The sequence below is a fragment of the Cupriavidus sp. GA3-3 genome (assembly GCF_000389805.1).
Taxonomy (GTDB): Bacteria; Pseudomonadota; Gammaproteobacteria; order Burkholderiales; family Burkholderiaceae; genus Cupriavidus; species Cupriavidus necator_D.
Genome location: NZ_KB944506.1, coordinates 59,990 through 76,722 on the forward strand (window position 1 = coordinate 59,990; position 16,733 = coordinate 76,722).

Below are 16,733 nucleotides of genomic sequence, written 5' to 3' on the forward strand. Positions count from 1 at the left end.
TCCTTGTCGCAGGACGTTGGAATGCATGGCATGCGCAATGACCATGCCTGCGCCGTTTGTGGCGCCGTACGCATGGGGCTGAAGTTGCCGGCTGCCGCCGTGGTAATTCTTTCGCGCGGCATGGAAAAAAAGGCGCGTCAGCATGGCGCCGCGTGCCTTCCTGCAGCGGCACCCGGTGGTGCCGCCGCGATCCTCAGAAGTGATGCCGCATGCCAAGCATGACGCCCACGCGCGTGGTCCTGTCCACGCCCGCGGCGGGCGCGCCGGCCCAGTATTCGGTCTCGCGTCCGACCGCGCCGCCGCGCGCGTGCACGGCATCGGCTTCCAGGTATACGCTGGTGCGCTTGGACAACGCATAGTCGGCCACCACGGCGATGCTGTCGGCGTTGCCGCTGCCCAGCAGCGCCGGCACGTCCTGGAACTGCGTGGTCACGTTGCCGCCCTGCCAGTAGCGGTAGTAGGCGCCCGAGACGTGCAGCGCCGGCGTGAGCTGGTAGCCGAGGCCGGCAAAGGCAATATTGAAGCGAGCGTCGCCCGCCGATTCGCGCCGGCCCATGTGCCCGAGGTAGGCCGTGGCCTTGCCGAAAGCGTAGGAGCCGCCCACCGAGTAGTTGCGCACGGTGTTGCCGCCGTCGGCGCTCTTGCGCTGGTCATAGGCCGCGCCCAGCGCCAGTGCGCCCTGCTGGAACATCAGCCCACCCCCCAGCGTGATGCCGCGCGCCAGGCTGCCGGGCTGCTCGCCGGTGCCATAGTCCAACTGCAGCGTGAACGGTCCTGCGGTCTTCTTGTAGACCATGCTGTTGTTGATGCGGTAGTCCTGGAAGAAGATGTCGCCGCCGATATACAGCGGGTCGGACCAGAAATTGCCCCAGCCCTGGTCCAGCGGATTGAAGGCCCAGCCAATATTGTTCAGCGCGTTGTACTGGCGCCCGAAGGTCAGGCTGCCCCAGTCGCCGGAAAGTCCCGCATAGGCCTGGCGCCCGAACAGCGTGTTGTAGCTGGAGCGGCCGTCGTCGCTGCCGATGCCGGCCTCGAGCCGGAAGATGGCGTGGTTGCCGCCGCCCAGGTCTTCATCGCCCTTCAGGCCGAAGCGGCTGCCGACCATGCCGCCGGAGACCAGTGCGGCCTGGCCGTTGTGGTGGCCATCCAGGTTGGAGGTGTAGCGCACGGCGGAGCTGGCGATGCCGTACAGGGTCACGCCTGGCTCGGCGTGGGCGTTGGTGCCGGCGAGGGCGGCAAGGGCGACGAAAGGCAAAAGCCCGGCCGCCAGCAGCCAGTGGCTGGCTGTCTGGTTCATGGATTTCCTCCGGAAGTCCGACCCGCCCCGGTGCTTGCAGCGCGCCGGCGCGGATCCGTCAGGCCGATGGCCTGCGGGTTCCAGTCCCGCGCGGGGGCGCGCGGGTCGTCATCGGGCGCAGCGCAACGGATGCGCAGGGCCCGGGCGAAGGTCGAAGTGGGCGGCGATGCCTGGTTGGCGGCGAATGCCGGCAGTGTTGCCGGGCAAGCCTTGGGCAGCGCCGGTTGCCGGCGCCACGGGAGCGGCCCAAAGGCCATTGAGCGGGTTCGCCGGCGCCCACTTCGGCAGTCATGGCGGCCTGGGCCGATATGACTGGGGAGGCATGTTCCGGGTCGTCCCGGGTGCGGCGAACAGGCGCTAGTTTACCTGCATTGCGCAAATGCCCCCGGAAAGTGCGTCATCGGCCGCAGCGAGGCGGCGCGATCAGTTGCCGGCAGCGGTGGCCGGCGCATCGCGCGACAGGCCCAGGATCCAGTTGCGGAAGGCCGCCAGCGCTTCGGATTCGGGCCGGCCCTCCGGATAGGCGAAGTAGTAGCCCTGCTGTTCGTCCAGCATGCCCGCCAGCGGGATTACCAGCTGGCCGGTCTGCAGCTCGCGCTCGATCAGCAGGCGCGGCGCCAGGCCGATGCCAAGCCCGGCCGTAGCGGCGGCCGTCATCATCGTGAACAGTTCGTAGCGCGGCCCGCGCGAGGCGGCCAGGTCATAGGCCCAGCCCTGTGCCGCGTACCAGTCGCGCCAGGCGTTGGCGCGCGTGCTCAGGTGCAGGTGGCGGCAGCGCGCCAGGCTGGCGGCGTCGGTCACGGGATGCCCGGCCAGGAAGGCGGGGCTGCACACCGGCACCATGCCGCCTTCGCGGAAGATCACGCCGCCGCGCGTGCCGGGCCAGAACTGGTCGCCGAAATAAATCGCCGCGTCATAGGCGCATTCCTGGAACGAGAACGGCTGCGAGCGCGCCGCCAGGTTGACCGTCACATTGGGATGGCGCCGCGCAAAGTCCGGCAGGCGCGGGATCAGCCATTGAGTGGCAAAGGTGGGCACCACCGCCAGCTCCAGCGTGTAGCCCATGGCCCGGCCGGTGGTGATTTCCAGCGTGTCGCGCTGCAGGTGGTCCAGGTGCCGGCGAATGCGCGCGGCGTATTCGCGCCCGGTATCGGTCAGCTCCAGGCGCCGGCGCACGCGTGTGAACAGCGCCACGCCCAGGCGCTGCTCCAGCTGCGCCACCTGCCGCCCCACCGCGCTGTGCGTCAGCGCCAGCTCTGCCGCGGCGCGGGTAAAGCTGCCCAGCCGCGCCGAGGCCTCGAAGGCCTGCAGCGCGCCCAGGTTGGGGATGTCGTTTCTCATGGGACTGCGAGGGAAGGAAGGCTGACAGTATAAACAGCGGCGCCAGGCCGCACCGCTACCGCGGTCGTGCGCCGCACGCACAACGTTGTGCGCAATGCGCGCTTGTGCGCGCCATGGGGGTGCCCCTATCCTGCCCCGCGTATCGTCGCCAGCCCGGCTGCCATCCCAGTGCTCACCTGTTTGTGCCCATGACCTCCAATCTCTCCACGCTTCTCACCGCCAACGTCGGCGCCGCCCGCGCCGCGCAACTGCTCGCGCTGGTCACCTTGCCCGCGGATTTGCCGCAGGCCCCGCAGGGCCGTGCCAGCCGCGCGGAAATCGCCCAGGCCCTGAACATGGTGCTGTTCGGCGGCATCCTCGAGCGCGTGCCGAGCGGCCGCGCCTACACCGACGACGTTGCCGCCGCCGGCGGCAAGGTCACTTTCGACCACGGCGCGCTGCGCACGGTCAAGTGGCGCGACAACGGCGCGCTGCCCGAAGGCGAGGCCGCCTTCACCCGCATCCTGCGCCCGCTCGGCTACGTGCTCAACGGCACCTATCCGCTGGACCGCATCGGCATGACCGGTCGCTCATACGCGCATGCCGACGCGCCCGAGGGCATCGCCCAGTTCTTCCTCAGCGAATTCCATCCGGAACGCTTCAGCGACGCCTTCCGCGCCGCCGTCAGCCGCGTCACCGGCACCTCCGCCGACCCGCTCACGCCGCGCGCGCAGACCCTGCTGTGGCAACTGGAGCGCGACGGCGCGCTGGACCTGGCCGACGGCGCCGAGCTGGTCGGCCTGCTGGTGCCATGCTTCGAGCGCCAGCACGCCACCCCGAGCCTGGCCGACTATGAAACGCTGCTCAGTGAATCGGCCGAGATGGCCTGGGTCGCCACCGAAGGCAACGCCTTCAACCACGCCACCGACCGCGTCGACGACGTGTTCGCGCTCGCCGAGCAGCAGAAGCAGCTGGGCCGGCCGATGAAGGACAAGGTCGAAGTCTCGCGCAGCGGCCGCGTCAAGCAGACCGCGTTCCGCGCGGATACGGTGCGCCGCGCCTTCGTCGGCGCGCACGGCGAGACGGTGGAGCGGGACGTGCCGGGATCGTTCTACGAGTTCATCACGCGCGATCGCTTTGCCGATGAAGCGGCAGCGCCGCAGCGTTATGACCTGGGGTTTGATGCCGGGAATGCGCAGGGGATCTTCAAGATGACGGCGGCGGCCTGCTGATTGCGATGAAGGAGAAGGGCGCGGGCGCGTGGATGCGCCGGCCCTTTCCCTCGGCCCCTCTCCCGCACGCGGGGGAGGGGAGCAAACCATTATTACCCCCGCTTCGTCGATATCACCGCCTCAGCCACATTGGCCGGCGCCTCGGCATAGTGCTTGAACTCCATCGTGTACGTCGCGCGCCCCTGCGTCAGCGAGCGCAGCGTGGTGGAGTAGCCGAACATGGTTGCCAGCGGCACCTCGGCGCGCACGATCTTGCCGCCGCCACCGGCGATGTCTTCCATGCCGTGCACCATGCCGCGTCGTGACGACAGATCGCCCATCACGTTGCCGGTGAATTCCTCAGGCGTTTCCACCTCGACGGCCATCATCGGCTCCAGCAGGACGGGCCTGGCCCGGCGCATGCCTTCCTTGAACGCCATCGAGCCGGCCATGCGGAATGCGTTCTCGTTCGAGTCGACGTCATGGTAGGAGCCGAACACCAGCGTGGCCTTGATGTCGACGATCGGGTAGCCGGCCAGCACGCCTGACTGCAGGGTCTCGCGGATGCCCTTGTCCACCGCGGGGATGAACTCGCGCGGCACCACGCCGCCCTTGATGGCATCGACGAACTCATAGCCGCCGCCGTGCGGCATCGGCTCGAGGTTGAGCACCACGTGGCCGTACTGGCCGCGTCCGCCCGATTGCTTGATGAACTTGCCTTCCACGTCCTTGACCGGCTGGCGGATGGTCTCGCGGTAGGCCACCTGGGGCTTGCCGACCGATGCCTCCACGCCGAACTCGCGCCGCATGCGGTCGACCAGGATTTCCAGGTGCAGCTCGCCCATGCCGGAGATGATGGTCTGGCCGGATTCCTCGTCCGTGGTCACGCGGAAGGACGGGTCTTCCTGCGCAAGGCGGTTCAGCGCAATGCCCATCTTTTCCTGGTCGGCCTTGGTCCTGGGTTCCACTGCCTGCGAGATCACCGGTTCCGGGAAGCTCATGCGCTCCAGGATGATGACCTTGTCGGGGTCGCACAGGGTGTCGCCGGTGGTCGCTTCTTTCAGGCCGACGGCCGCGGCGATGTCGCCGGCGCGCACTTCCTTGATCTCCTGGCGCACGTTGGCGTGCATCTGCAGGATGCGGCCCAGGCGCTCGCGCTTGGCCTTGACCGGGTTGTAGACGGTGTCGCCGGATTTGACCACGCCGGAATAGACGCGGAAGAAGATCAGCTGGCCGACAAAGGGGTCGGTCATGATCTTGAACGCCAGCGCGGCAAACGGCTCGTCGTCGTTGGGATGGCGTTCGGCTTCGCGGTCGTCTTCGGTGTGGCCCAGGATGGCCGGCACGTCGGCGGGCGAGGGCAGGTAGTCGATGACCGCGTCCAGCATGCTCTGCACGCCCTTGTTCTTGAAGGCGCTGCCGCACAGCATCGGCACGATCTCGTTGGCGATGGTGCGCTTGCGCAGGCCGCGCTTGATCTGCTCCTCGGTCAGCGGCTCGCCCGACAGGTACTGGTTGAGCAGCGTCTCGTCGGCCTCGGCGGCGGCTTCGACCATCTTGTCGCGCCATTCCTGTGCGGTCGCCAGCAGGTCCGCCGGGATGTCCTGGTAGGCAAAGCGCACGCCCTGGCTGGCATCGTCCCAGACGATGGCCTTCATCTTGACCAGGTCGACCACGCCCTGGAAATGGTCCTCGGCGCCCAGCGGGATCTGGATCGGCACGGCGCGGCCCTTGAGGCGGTCGGCGATCTGCGTCTGCACGCGGAAGAAGTCGGCGCCGACGCGGTCCATCTTGTTGACGAAGGCAATGCGCGGCACCGCGTACTTGTTGGCCTGGCGCCAGACCGTCTCGGACTGTGGCTGCACGCCGCCGACGGCGTCGTAGACCATGCAGGCGCCGTCAAGCACGCGCATGGAGCGCTCGACTTCGATGGTGAAGTCGACGTGTCCCGGCGTATCGATGATGTTGATGCGGTGTTCGGGGTAGTTGCCGGCCATGCCTTTCCAGAAGGCAGTGGTGGCGGCCGACGTGATGGTGATGCCGCGCTCCTGCTCCTGCTCCATCCAGTCCATGGTGGCCGCGCCATCGTGCACTTCGCCCAGCTTGTGGTTGACGCCCGTGTAGAACAGGATCCGTTCGGTCGTCGTGGTCTTGCCGGCGTCGATATGCGCGCTGATGCCGATGTTGCGGTAGCGCTCGATGGGGGTCTTGCGAGGCACAGTGTTCTCCATGGATGAAACACGCTTGAATAGAGTAGCACCACTGGCTGTTTGCCGTTGTCCCTGCCGTGCGCAGGGGCAACACCGCCACGGCCCCGTGCTCCGGCATGAGCGCGTGTCTGAGGCGGGCCTAGGATTCGGCCTCATGCGAAACCGATTTCTCCCATCCTGCCAGCGTCCGCGGCTCCCTATACTGGCGCAGCATCGCGCCCCGCGTGTTAATCGCCCTGCCATCCCATGCCCGGGCAGAATGCGCGCCGTCGCCGATGCGTTCCCGGACTACGAAGCCACGCATGACAACCATCCTGATCGTTGACGACCATCCGGCGATGCGGCTGGTGCTCAGGCACCATCTGCTGCAGCTGCTTGGCGTAGACGAGGTGATCGAAGCAGACAACGGACAGTGCGCCATCGAGCTGGTGCGCGCGCGCACGCCGGACCTCGTGCTGCTCGACCTGGACATCCCGCGCTCCAGCGGGCTGGATGTGGCGCCGCGCCTGCGCGCGATCCATCCGCAGGTGCGCATTCTGGTGGTGACGGCGCTGGACCCGGCGGTGTTCATCAGCCGGTCATGGCAGGCCGGTGCGCAGGGCTTCGTCAGCAAGACCCAGGACATCAAGGAAATCCTGCGTGCGGTCGAGGCGGTGCTGGCGGGCTATACCGTGTTCCCGGTGCTCAGCCGCGGCGGCGCGCCGCGCCAGGCCATGTCGGCGGATGAGGAGATCCTGCGGCGCCTTTCCGACAAGGAACTGGTGGTGCTGCAGATGCTGGCGCGCGGCATGTCCTACAAGGCCATCAGCGCCAGCCTCTTTATCAGCAACAAGACCGTGAGCAGCTACAAGGCACGCATCATGGGCAAGCTGCAGGTCTCGTCCCTGGTGGAGCTGGTGGACTTTGCGCGGCGTTGCCGGCTGACCCCCTGATCTCGGTCCATATCATTAGACATCGTATGACTTGGCGGCCGCACCCACCCAGTGCGCGCGCGTCGCTCAGCCTTGGGCGCCGGCCGGCGCCGAGGCCTTGCGCAGCCGTTCGCGGCTGTTGGTCAGGTGCATGCGCATGGCGGCCTTGGCCCCGTCCGGGTCGCGGCGCTCGATCGCGTCGTAGATGTTCTCGTGCTCGATGCTGACGCGGTCCAGGTACTGCTCGCGCTCGGGCGTGCTGACCTGCAGGCGGCTGCGCGGGATCACCATGGTGCCCAGGTGGCCCATGATGTCGGTGAAATAGCGGTTGCCGGTGGCGCGTGCAATCGCCAGGTGGAAGGCAAAATCGCTCTCCACGGCGTCGTTGCCGGCGCCGGCACTGCGCTTGAGCTCGTCCAGCGCCTGGCGCATCGCGGCCAGCTGCGCGTCGGTGCGGCGCGACGCGGCCAGGCCCGCGGCCTCGGCCTCAAGGCTGACGCGGAATTCCAGCATCGCCATCACATCCATGGCCGTGCCCAGCGCGTCCGGCCCGATGCGGAAGGGCGAGGGCGCCTCGGCCGCGCGCGCCAGCACGAAGGTGCCGATGCCGTGGCGCGTCTCGACCAGGCCGCTGGCCTGCAGCCGCGACAGTGCCTCGCGCACCACGGTGCGGCTGACCCCCATCGACGCCATGATCTCCGACTCGGTCGGCAGCTTGTTGCCGGGCTTGAGCTGGCCCTGGCGGATTTCTTCGCCAAGGGCTTGCACCACTTCTTCGGCAAGCGTGCGGCCGCGGCGGCGCAGCGGCGCAGGAACGGGCGGAACGGACTGGGCGGAGGTGGAGTTCGGCATGGTGGATACGGGCGGGGTTTCCCGGACTTGACCGGTTCGAGATGGCCTCATTATACTGGGTTATCAGTCATACGATGACAGATAACATACGCGAAGTGATGGTCCGGTGAACGATACTGCGCCCGCCATCGGAAATGCCGGAGACAACCCTGAGATGACCCCAACCGCCGCCCCCATGGCGTCCGCCCACACCCCGGTCGTGACCGAACTGACCGTGGTGCCCGTGGCCGGGCATGACAGCATGCTGATGAACCTGTCCGGCGCCCATGGCCCGTACTTCACTCGCAATATCGTGATCGTGCGCGACAGCGCCGGCCACACCGGCGTGGGCGAGGTCCCGGGCGGCGAGGGCATCCGCCAGACGCTGGAAGACGCGCGGCCGCTGCTGGTGGGCCAGCCCATCGGCCAGTACCAGTCCATCCTGAACCGCGTGCGCGCGGCATTCGCCAGCCGCGATGCCGGCGGCCGCGGCCTGCAGACCTTTGACCTGCGCATCACCATCCATGCGGTGACGGCGCTCGAGGCGGCGCTGCTCGACCTGCTCGGCCAGCACCTCGAGGTGCCGGTGGCCGCACTGCTCGGCGAAGGCCAGCAGCGCGACGCCGTGGAGATGCTCGGCTACCTGTTCTATATCGGCGATCGCCAGCGCACCACGCTGGACTACCGCACCGAGCCCGATGCCGACAACGCGTGGTTCCGCCTGCGCAATGAAGGGGCGATGACGCCCGAGGCCGTGGTGCGCCTGGCCGAAGCCGCTTACGAGCGCTATGGATTCAACGACTTCAAGCTCAAGGGCGGCGTGCTGAGCGGCGACGAAGAGATGGAAGCGATCCTGGCGCTGGCCGAACGCTTCCCGAAGGCGCGCATAACGCTGGATCCCAACGGCGCCTGGTCGCTGGCAGAGGCCGTGCGCCTGTGCCGCGACAAGCGCGGCGTGCTGGCCTATGCCGAAGACCCGTGCGGCGCCGAAGACGGCTATTCCGGGCGCGAGATCATGGCCGAATTCCGCACTGCCACCGGCCTGCCCACCGCCACCAACATGATCGCCACCGACTGGCGCCAGATGGGGCACGCCGTGCGGCTGCAGTCGGTCGACATCCCGCTGGCCGACCCGCACTTCTGGACCATGCAGGGCTCGGTGCGCGTGGCGCAGATGTGCGCCGAATGGGGCCTGACCTGGGGCTCGCACTCGAACAGCCACTTCGATATTTCGCTGGCGATGTTCACCCACGTGGCCGCCGCCGCGCCGGGGCGCGTCACTGCCATCGACACGCACTGGATCTGGCAGGACGGCGAAAACCTGACCCGCAACCCGCTGCGGATCGAAGGCGGCCTGGTGCAGGTGCCCAAGACCCCGGGCCTGGGCGTGGAGCTCGACATGGATGCCCTGGCGCGCGCGCACGAGCTGTACCAGCGCAAGGGCCTGGGCGCACGCGACGATGCCGCGGCGATGCAATTCCTGATCCCCGGCTGGAAGTTCAACAACAAGGCGCCCTGCATGGTGCGCTGACGCAGTACCGGCAACGCCCAACCGGCCGCTGCCGTGATCGGCACGGCTGGCTGATCTGATAAAGACACTGCAGGAGACAACGATGTACACGTTCCAACGCCAGCGCGCCCTGCGCCTGCCTCACTGGCTGCGCGCCTTTGCGCTCGGCTCTGTCGTCACGGTGGCGGCCCTGACCGTGAGCGCCGCCGCATACGCCGCGCCACAGGAGTGGCCGCAACGCCCGGTATCGGTGGTGGTGCCGTTCCCGCCGGGCGGCTCCAGCGACGCCATCGCGCGCATGCTGACCGTGCCGCTCAATGAAAAGCTGGGCCAGCCCTTCGTCATCGACAACCGCCCCGGCGCGACCGGCGCCATCGGCGCCACCTTTGTCAAGCGCGCGCCGGCGGACGGCTACACCATGATGGTGGCGTCGATCGGCGTGTATGCTGTGAACCCGTTCCTGCAGAAGAACCTGGCCTATGACCCGGCCAAGGACTTCGACCTGCTGACCGTGGCGGTGCGCGCGCCCAACGTGCTGGTGGCCAATCCGCAGTTCCCGGCCAATACGCTGCAGGAACTGGTGGCCTACATGAAGAAGAATCCGGGCAAGGTCAGCTTTGCCTCGTCCGGCGCGGGCTCGTCCGACCACCTGACTGCTGCGCTGTTCTGGCAGAAGAGCGCCACCGACGGCCTGCACGTGCCCTACAAGGGCGGCGGCCCGGCCATCTCCGACCTGCTTGCCGGCCAGGTCGACGTGTCGTTCCAGAACGTCAACGCCGTGCTGCAGCACATCCGCACCGGCAAGCTCAAGGCCATGGCGGTGACCTCCGACAAGCGCTCGCCGGTGCTGCCCAATGTGCCGACCATGGCCGAGGCCGGCGTTAAGGACGTCGAGGTGTACTCGTGGCAGGGCGTGGCCGCGCCGCGCGGCCTGCCGCCCGAGGTGAAGAGCCGCCTGCATGGCGCGCTGGTGTCGTCGCTGAACGACCCGAAGATGCGCCAGAAGCTGTCCGAGAGCGGCTTCGAGGTGGTGGCCAACACGCCCGAGCAGTTCAACCAGTTCGAGGCGCAGGAACTGCTGCGCTGGAAGACCGTGATCGAGAAGGGCAAGATCGCGCTGGACTGAAGCCATCGCACTGAACCCCAGACACTGCAGCACAGAACGCGCCGGGCATGCACGCATAGCGTGCCGCGCCGGCGCTCGCGTCATCGACAGGAGACAACAGCATGACCCAGGGACGCCGCACCTTCCTCAAGCAATCCTCCGCACTGGCCGCCGGCCTGGCAGCCGGTCCGCTCGCGGGCCTGTCCTCGGCGGCGCACGCCGGACCGGACTGGCCCACCCGCCCGATCCGCCTGGTGGTGCCGTACACCGCCGGCGGCTCGTCAGACATCATCGCGCGCCTGATCAGCAAGCAGCTGGGCGAGGCGCTGGGCCAGTCAGTGGTGGTGGACAACCGCCCCGGTGCCAACGGCAACGTCGGCGCGGCACTGGTCGCGCAGGCCACAGACAACCACACGCTGATGCTGTGCGATATCGGCGCGCTGGCGATCAGCCCGTCGGTTTATACCAAGCTGACCTTCAATATCGCCAAGGACCTCAAGCCGGTGTCGATGCTGGCCTACTCGCCGCACCTGCTGGTGGTGCATCCGTCGGTGCAGGCGGCCAGCGTGAAGGAACTGGTGGCGCTGTCGCAGCGCAGCCAGCTCAACTTCGCCGTGACCGCCATCGGCAGCGCGCCGCACCTGGCCGGCGTGGCGGTGGAGCAGACCACCGGCGCCAAGTGGCAATACGTACCCTACAAGGGCGGCTCGCAGGCCATTGCCGATACCGTGGGCGGCAGCGCCCAGGTGCTGATGAACGGTATGCTGGCCACGCTGCCGCACGTGCAGTCGGGCAAGCTCAAGCTGATCGCCCAGTCCAAGCGCACGCGCATGCCGCTGCTGCAGAACGTGCCGACCATCGCCGAGCAGGGCGTGCCGAATTTTGAATCCGGGACGTGGCAGGGCGTGATGGCTCCGGCCAGCATGCCCGATGCGATGGTGGCGCGCCTCAGCGGCGAGCTGATCCGCATCATCCGCGCGCCGGATCTGCGCGCGCAGCTGGTGGCCCAAGGGGCGGAGGTGGTGACGATGACGCCCGGGGAGACCGGGAAGTTCTTTGTTGCCGAGCAGGCGCGATGGGCGGGGGTGGTGAAGCAGGCGGGGATCAAGCTGGAGGCTTGATCTGGGCTCGCGGGCCGTAGCTGGTTCTTCGCAGATTTGCGGGGTGTTATTGTTGTTGCCAAGGGCGATAACCGACCGCATGGCAACAAGCCAAAGCAGGGCTTCCCAAATCTAGCGAAGACCCCCCAATAAGAAAAAAGCCCCGCGCACTGCGGGGCCTGCGCGATCAACCCTTCACCGCTTCCGGCAACAACGCCTGCGGCAGGTTCTGATAACAAACCGGCCGCAAGAACCGGTCAATCGCCGTCGCTCCCACCGAAGTCGAACGCGCATCCGAAGTCGCCGGGAACGGCCCGCCATGCACCATCGCATAGGCAACCTCGACCCCAGTCGGATAGCCATTGCACAGCACCCGCCCGGCCTTGCGTTCCAGCACCGGCAGCAGGCGCCGCGCGGCCGCGTGGTCGGCATCGTCGAGCTGCATCGTCGCCGTCAGCTGGCCTTCAAGCTGTCGCGCCACCGCCAGCATCTCTTCGAGATCGCGGCATACCACCAGCACCGTCGACGGCCCGAACACCTCGGCCTGCATCCGGTGATCCGCCATGAACTGCGCCGCGGTGGTCTCAAACATTACTGGCCGCGCCTGGTTGGCCCCGTTGCCGTCGACGCCATCGCCAATGCGTTGCAGGCCGTCGAGCGACGACAGCCGCGCCACGCCTTGCTCAAAGGCGGCATGGATGCCGGGCGTCAGCATGGTCGCCGCCGGCTTGCCTTGCAGCGCGCCGAGCACCGCGGCGCGGAACTTGTCGAGCGCGGGGCCTTCAATGCCGATCACCAGCCCGGGGTTGGTACAGAACTGGCCGACGCCCATCACCAGCGAATCCACCAGCTGGCGGCCGATGTCCTCGCCGCGCGCATCGAGCGCCGCGGGCAGCAGGAACACCGGATTGATGCTGCTCATCTCCGCATACACCGGGATCGGCTGCGGGCGGCGCTGGGCGGCCTGCATCAGCGCCAGGCCGCCGGCGCGCGAGCCGGTGAAGCCCACCGCCTGGATTGCCGGATGCGTGACCAGTGCCGTGCCGATGGCATTGCCCGCCCCGACCAGCAGCGAGAACACGCCTTCGGGCAGGCCCGCGTCCTGCACGGCCTGCTGGATCACGCGCCCCACCAGTTCCGACGTGCCCAGGTGCGCCGGGTGCGCCTTGACCACGACCGGGCAGCCCGCGGCCAGCGCCGAGGCAGTGTCGCCGCCGGCCACGGAGAACGCCAGCGGGAAGTTGCTGGCGCCGAACACTGCTACCGGACCGATGGCGATGCGCTGCATGCGCAGGTCCGGGCGCGGCGGGTTGCGCTCGGGCAGTGCGGGGTCGAAGGTGGCCTGCTGCCAGCGGCCTTCGCGCAGCACGGTGGCGAACAGGCGCAGCTGGCCGGCGGTGCGGCCGCGCTCGCCCTGCAGGCGCGCGACCGGCAGCGCGCTTTCCAGGTGGGCGCGTTCGATCAGCGTGTCGCCGAGCGCCTCGATGCCGGTGGCGATGGCTTCGAGCAAGGCCGCGCGCTGCTCTGGCGTGGTGTTGCGGTAGGTGTCGAAAGCGGCTTCGGCCAGCGCACAGGCGCGCTCGACCTCGGCCTGGCCGCCGCCATGGAAGTCAGGGCCCAGGGCTTCGCCGGTGGCGGGATTGATGGCCTGCAGCAGGGCTTCGGTGCCGCGCACGGCTTGCGCGCCGATCAGCATGTCGCCGGTGATGTGCATGGAAGGATTCCTTGTCAGCGTTTGGAACGGGAACGCCGGCCGGAGGGCAAGTGCCCCGCGGCCGGCCTGTCGATATGCAATGCGAGGGCGGCTTGCTTGCCGCTTACTGCGGGCCGAGCTTGTTGATCAGCGCGCCCAGCATCTCCATTTCCTCGCCGGTCAGGTCGGTCAGCGGCGCGCGCACCGGGCCGCCGTCGTGGCCGACCAGTCGGGCGCCGGCCTTGACGATGCTCACGGCATAGCCGGCCTTGCGGTTGCGGATGGCCAGGTAGGGCAGGAAGAAGTTGTCGAGCAGGCGGCCCACGGTGTCGTGGTCATCCGCGGCGATGGCGCGGTAGAAGTCCATCGCGGTCTCGGGGATGAAGTTGAACACTGCCGACGAATACACCGGCACGCCCAGCGCCTTGTAGGCCGCGGCATAGACCTCGGCCGTGGGCAGGCCGCCGAGGTAGGAGAAGCGGTCGCCCAGCTTGCGGCGGATGCTGACCATGGCCTCGATGTCGCCCACGCCGTCCTTGAAGCCGACCAGGTTGGGGCAGCGCTCGGCCAGGCGCGCGAGTTGCGTCGCATCCAGCTTCGAGTTGGCGCGGTTGTAGACGATCACGCCGATATCCACCGACTTGCAGACCTGCTCCACGTGGGCGGCGATGCCGTCCTGGCTGGCTTCGGTCAGGTAGTGCGGCAGCAACAGCACGCCGGCCGCGCCCAGGCGCTGGGCTTCCTGCGCGTAGGCGATGGCGGTGCGGGTCGGGCCGCCGGCGCCGGCCAGGATCGGCACCTTGCCGGCGCAGGTGCGCACGGCGGTGTCGACCACGGCCGAGTAGTCCTGCGGTGTCAGCGAGAAGAACTCGCCGGTGCCGCCCGCAGCGAACAGAGCGGTGGCGCCGTAGGGGGCCAGCCACTCCAGCCGCGCGGCGTAGGACTGCGGCGCGAAGTCGCCCTGGGCGTCGAAGTCGGTGATGGGGAAGGACAGCAGGCCTTCGGAGATGATTTGCTTGAGTTCGTTGGGTGCGAGCATTGCGGCAATCCTGAGCGGGCCAGTGGCCCCGGGTGGCAGTGGCGGCTGACTGCGGCGGTGCAGATCATCCGAGTTATCAGTCATCGTATGACAAGGCTCTGGCGAAGGCAATAGGGCTTGTGATCATTCGGGGTTAACCGGATGCGGCCGGCGTTTTCGCTGGAAAGCCCTGCCGGCGAGCAAAAAGGGACAGAAACATGCCGTCTGGGGCACTTCAAGCATGGATGGCGGCCGTCCTACCGTGGGTGAGCTCCGGTGGGGCAGCCGTGTAATGTTGTAGGACAACGTAAGTCGGAGTGGTTTCTGCCAGCGCGCCTGCCACTCAGGAAATTTGAAACACCCATGCAAAGCTGCCGGTGCACGGGCCCCCGGCGACTGGCACACTGGCATCCTGGACTGACGGGGAGAACATGGTGGGAGAGTTACAGGCCTTGCTGGAAAACCACGGGCTGATGCTGGTGTTCCTGAACGTGCTGGTCGAGCAGGCCGGGCTGCCGGTGCCGGCCTACCCGATGCTGTTCGTCGCCGGCGCGCTGGGCATGCAGGAGACCGGGCCGTCGATCGGCGCGGTGCTGGCTGCGGTGATCTTTGCCTGCCTGATTGCCGATACCGGCTGGTACTTCGCCGGGCGCCGGCTGGGGCAGCCGATGCTGCGCACGATCTGCCGGGTATCGATTTCGCAGGACTCGTGCATCCGCCAGACCCAGTCGCTCTACCTGCGCGTGGGGCCGCGCTCGCTGGTGATCGCCAAGCTGCTGCCCGGTGCCGGGGCCTTGTCCACCGCGATGGCGGGCATGACCGGCACGCCGTTGCCGGTGTTCCTGTTCTATGACGCCATCGGCGCGCTGGTCTGGGCTGGCAGCGCCTTGCTGATCGGCGTGGTGTTCAGTGATTTTATCGATGCCATCCTGGAGGCGTTCAGCGCCTACGGGCATATGGCCGTGGTGGGGCTGTTGGTGGCGTTCGCGCTGTTCCTGGCGTGGCGCTGGTGGCGCCGCTTCCGGCTGCTGCGCCGCACGCGGCGCGTGCCGCGCATGACGGTGGATGAGCTGGAAGCGCGCCGGCTCGCCGGCAGCCTGCCGGTGGTGATCGACGTGCGCGCCCACGGGGACACGCCGATGGAGCGCATCCCCGGCTCGGTGGTGCTCGACATGCAGGGCGCGCTGGACAGCCTGGACGCGTTAGGCGTGCCGCACGCCGGGGCCGACATCGTGGTCTATTGCGCCTGCCCCAATGAACTGTCCGCCGCGCTGCTGGCCGAGCGCCTGCGCGTGGCCGGCTACCCGAAGACCTGGGCGCTGGCCGGCGGCTTCGACGAATGGAAGCGGCGCCACGGCGGCACCGCCCCGACCGAGGCGGCCAACCAGCCAGGGCCGGCCGAAGCCGCCTGAACCTGCCAGGCCGCCGGCGCTGCGCTCAGCGCTTGCCCGCGGTCTGGAATACCGACAGGTCCGGGTAGACCGCGCGGATCTTCTCCCATTCGGCGGCATTGAAGAACTGACACTTGCCGGCGCCGAAGCGCTTGGACACCTCCACGCAGAAGCGCACGGCTTCAGCGATGTCGATCTCATGGTTGGCCGAGGTCGCGCTGCCCGACACCACCGACCGCGCCGTCACCGCCACGCCGACCACCGGCGCCTGGGTGGCCACGTGCGGCTGCATGATGCTGTTGAAGTGGTACAGGCCGTTGTGGTACGGCGTGATGTCCTGCTGCGAGATCGGGAAGGTCACCGCCGGGCAGCCGGTGGTGGACTCCATGGTCGCCACCAGGTCCGGCGCCACGCGCAGGATGTAGCCCTGCATCGCCGTCGGCGAAATCGCAAAGCCGCGGTGCTTGATGATGCTGTTGCCCTTGGAGGCATCGATCGACAGGATCGCGTCCATCTCCGGCAGCACCTGGTAGTCGTTCATGGTGTCGGACGAGACCGGCATGCCCATGAACGGCACCGGGTCGTGCGGCTGCATCGAGACATTGGTCGACAGGTGCGTGGTCACGATCACGTCGCCCGCCAGTTGGTCGCCGCGCGCCTTCATCTGCGCCAGCTTGAGCGCCACCGCCAGGCAGCCGATCGGGCCGTCGGCGTCAGACACCAGCCCCACCAGTTCCGGGCGCGCGCCAATCGCGCCATTGCGGCCGATCACGCCCAGCGTCGGCGCACTGCCGCCGCCCCGCTTGCCCGTGGTGCCGGGGATCACGATGGTGATGAAGTCGGTGGTGTTGGCCGTGTTCTCGGGCGGGGCGTTGTGGATCGTGGTCACTTCCACGCTCACGCCGGCGCCGGCATAGGGCGCGAACAGTTCGCTGACGACCGCACCGTTGGCGTGCGGGCTGTCCAGGGCTTCATGAATGACCAGCGTCTGCTGCAGGGCCATGGCTTTCTCCAAAGGATGTGCCATGCCCGCTCGGCGCGGGCATGGCGTCTACGAAAAGTCAGAACTGGTGACGCAGGCCGGCCATGACCGTGGTCTGGTTGTCGCGCCCGTCCAGCGGCTTGCCGCTGCCGCC

The 16,733-nt window shown here is 68.2% G+C and carries 13 protein-coding genes; 6 read left to right on the forward strand and 7 right to left on the reverse strand.

Going from position 1 to position 16,733, the window contains the following annotated elements; genetic code table 11:
- Positions 1–193 precede the first annotated feature (193 nt).
- Together C265_RS30785 and C265_RS30790 are read right to left on the reverse strand one after the other, a co-directional pair.
- A complete protein-coding gene (locus C265_RS30785; protein WP_010814031.1) occupies positions 194–1,297 on the reverse strand; it encodes a porin in 1,104 nt (367 codons plus the stop codon).
- Positions 1,298–1,720: 423 nt separating this feature from the next.
- Positions 1,721–2,638: a LysR substrate-binding domain-containing protein gene (locus tag C265_RS30790; protein ID WP_010814030.1), complete on the reverse strand. Its 918-nt coding sequence runs from the start codon at positions 2,636–2,638 to the stop codon at positions 1,721–1,723.
- Positions 2,639–2,826: 188 nt separating this feature from the next.
- Here C265_RS30790 and C265_RS30795 point away from each other — a divergent pair, with 188 nt between their 5' ends.
- Complete coding sequence (locus tag C265_RS30795; protein ID WP_010814029.1) at positions 2,827–3,849, forward strand: DUF1338 domain-containing protein; 1,023 nt, start codon at positions 2,827–2,829, stop codon at positions 3,847–3,849.
- Positions 3,850–3,941: 92 nt separating this feature from the next.
- On the opposite strand, the gene fusA is transcribed toward C265_RS30795, so the two are convergent.
- Positions 3,942–6,047, reverse strand: a complete 2,106-nt coding sequence (fusA, locus tag C265_RS30800; RefSeq protein ID WP_010814028.1) for an elongation factor G — start codon at positions 6,045–6,047, stop codon at positions 3,942–3,944.
- A 293-nt stretch (positions 6,048–6,340) separates the two neighbouring features.
- Here fusA and C265_RS30805 point away from each other — a divergent pair, with 293 nt between their 5' ends.
- The gene (locus tag C265_RS30805; RefSeq protein ID WP_010814027.1) at positions 6,341–6,970 is read left to right on the forward strand and encodes a response regulator transcription factor; all 630 of its coding nucleotides are present in this window, start codon (positions 6,341–6,343) and stop codon (positions 6,968–6,970) included.
- 66 nt (positions 6,971–7,036) lie between these two features.
- Here C265_RS30805 and C265_RS30810 read toward each other — a convergent pair whose 3' ends face one another.
- Positions 7,037–7,801, reverse strand: coding sequence for a FadR/GntR family transcriptional regulator (locus C265_RS30810; RefSeq protein ID WP_010814026.1), 765 nt, complete (start codon positions 7,799–7,801; stop codon positions 7,037–7,039).
- A 154-nt stretch (positions 7,802–7,955) separates the two neighbouring features.
- On the opposite strand from C265_RS30810, the gene gudD reads away from it, so the two are divergent.
- The 3 genes from gudD to C265_RS30825 all read left to right on the forward strand — a co-directional run bounded on the left by gudD (position 7,956) and on the right by C265_RS30825 (position 11,516).
- Positions 7,956–9,311: a glucarate dehydratase gene (gene gudD / locus C265_RS30815; protein WP_037025823.1), complete on the forward strand. Its 1,356-nt coding sequence runs from the start codon at positions 7,956–7,958 to the stop codon at positions 9,309–9,311.
- A gap of 82 nt (positions 9,312–9,393) precedes the next feature.
- Positions 9,394–10,416 (forward strand): tripartite tricarboxylate transporter substrate binding protein, encoded by a 1,023-nt coding sequence (locus C265_RS30820; protein ID WP_010814024.1) that lies wholly within the window; start codon positions 9,394–9,396, stop codon positions 10,414–10,416.
- Between the two features lie 101 nt (positions 10,417–10,517).
- Positions 10,518–11,516, forward strand: coding sequence for a tripartite tricarboxylate transporter substrate binding protein (locus tag C265_RS30825; RefSeq protein ID WP_010814023.1), 999 nt, complete (start codon positions 10,518–10,520; stop codon positions 11,514–11,516).
- A gap of 166 nt (positions 11,517–11,682) precedes the next feature.
- Here the strand turns inward: C265_RS30825 and C265_RS30830 are convergent, their stop codons facing one another.
- Both C265_RS30830 and kdgD read right to left on the reverse strand, forming a co-directional pair.
- On the reverse strand, positions 11,683–13,209 hold the full coding sequence (locus tag C265_RS30830) for an aldehyde dehydrogenase (NADP(+)) (protein WP_010814022.1): 1,527 nt from the start codon (positions 13,207–13,209) through the stop codon (positions 11,683–11,685).
- Between the two features lie 103 nt (positions 13,210–13,312).
- The gene (gene kdgD / locus C265_RS30835) at positions 13,313–14,227 is read right to left on the reverse strand and encodes a 5-dehydro-4-deoxyglucarate dehydratase (protein WP_010814021.1); all 915 of its coding nucleotides are present in this window, start codon (positions 14,225–14,227) and stop codon (positions 13,313–13,315) included.
- Positions 14,228–14,637: 410 nt separating this feature from the next.
- Here kdgD and C265_RS30840 point away from each other — a divergent pair, with 410 nt between their 5' ends.
- A complete protein-coding gene (locus C265_RS30840) occupies positions 14,638–15,618 on the forward strand; it encodes a DedA family protein/thiosulfate sulfurtransferase GlpE (RefSeq protein WP_011616368.1) in 981 nt (326 codons plus the stop codon).
- Positions 15,619–15,643: 25 nt separating this feature from the next.
- Here C265_RS30840 and C265_RS30845 read toward each other — a convergent pair whose 3' ends face one another.
- A complete protein-coding gene (locus tag C265_RS30845; protein ID WP_010814019.1) occupies positions 15,644–16,600 on the reverse strand; it encodes a DUF1177 domain-containing protein in 957 nt (318 codons plus the stop codon).
- Between the last annotated feature and the right edge of the window lie 133 nt (positions 16,601–16,733).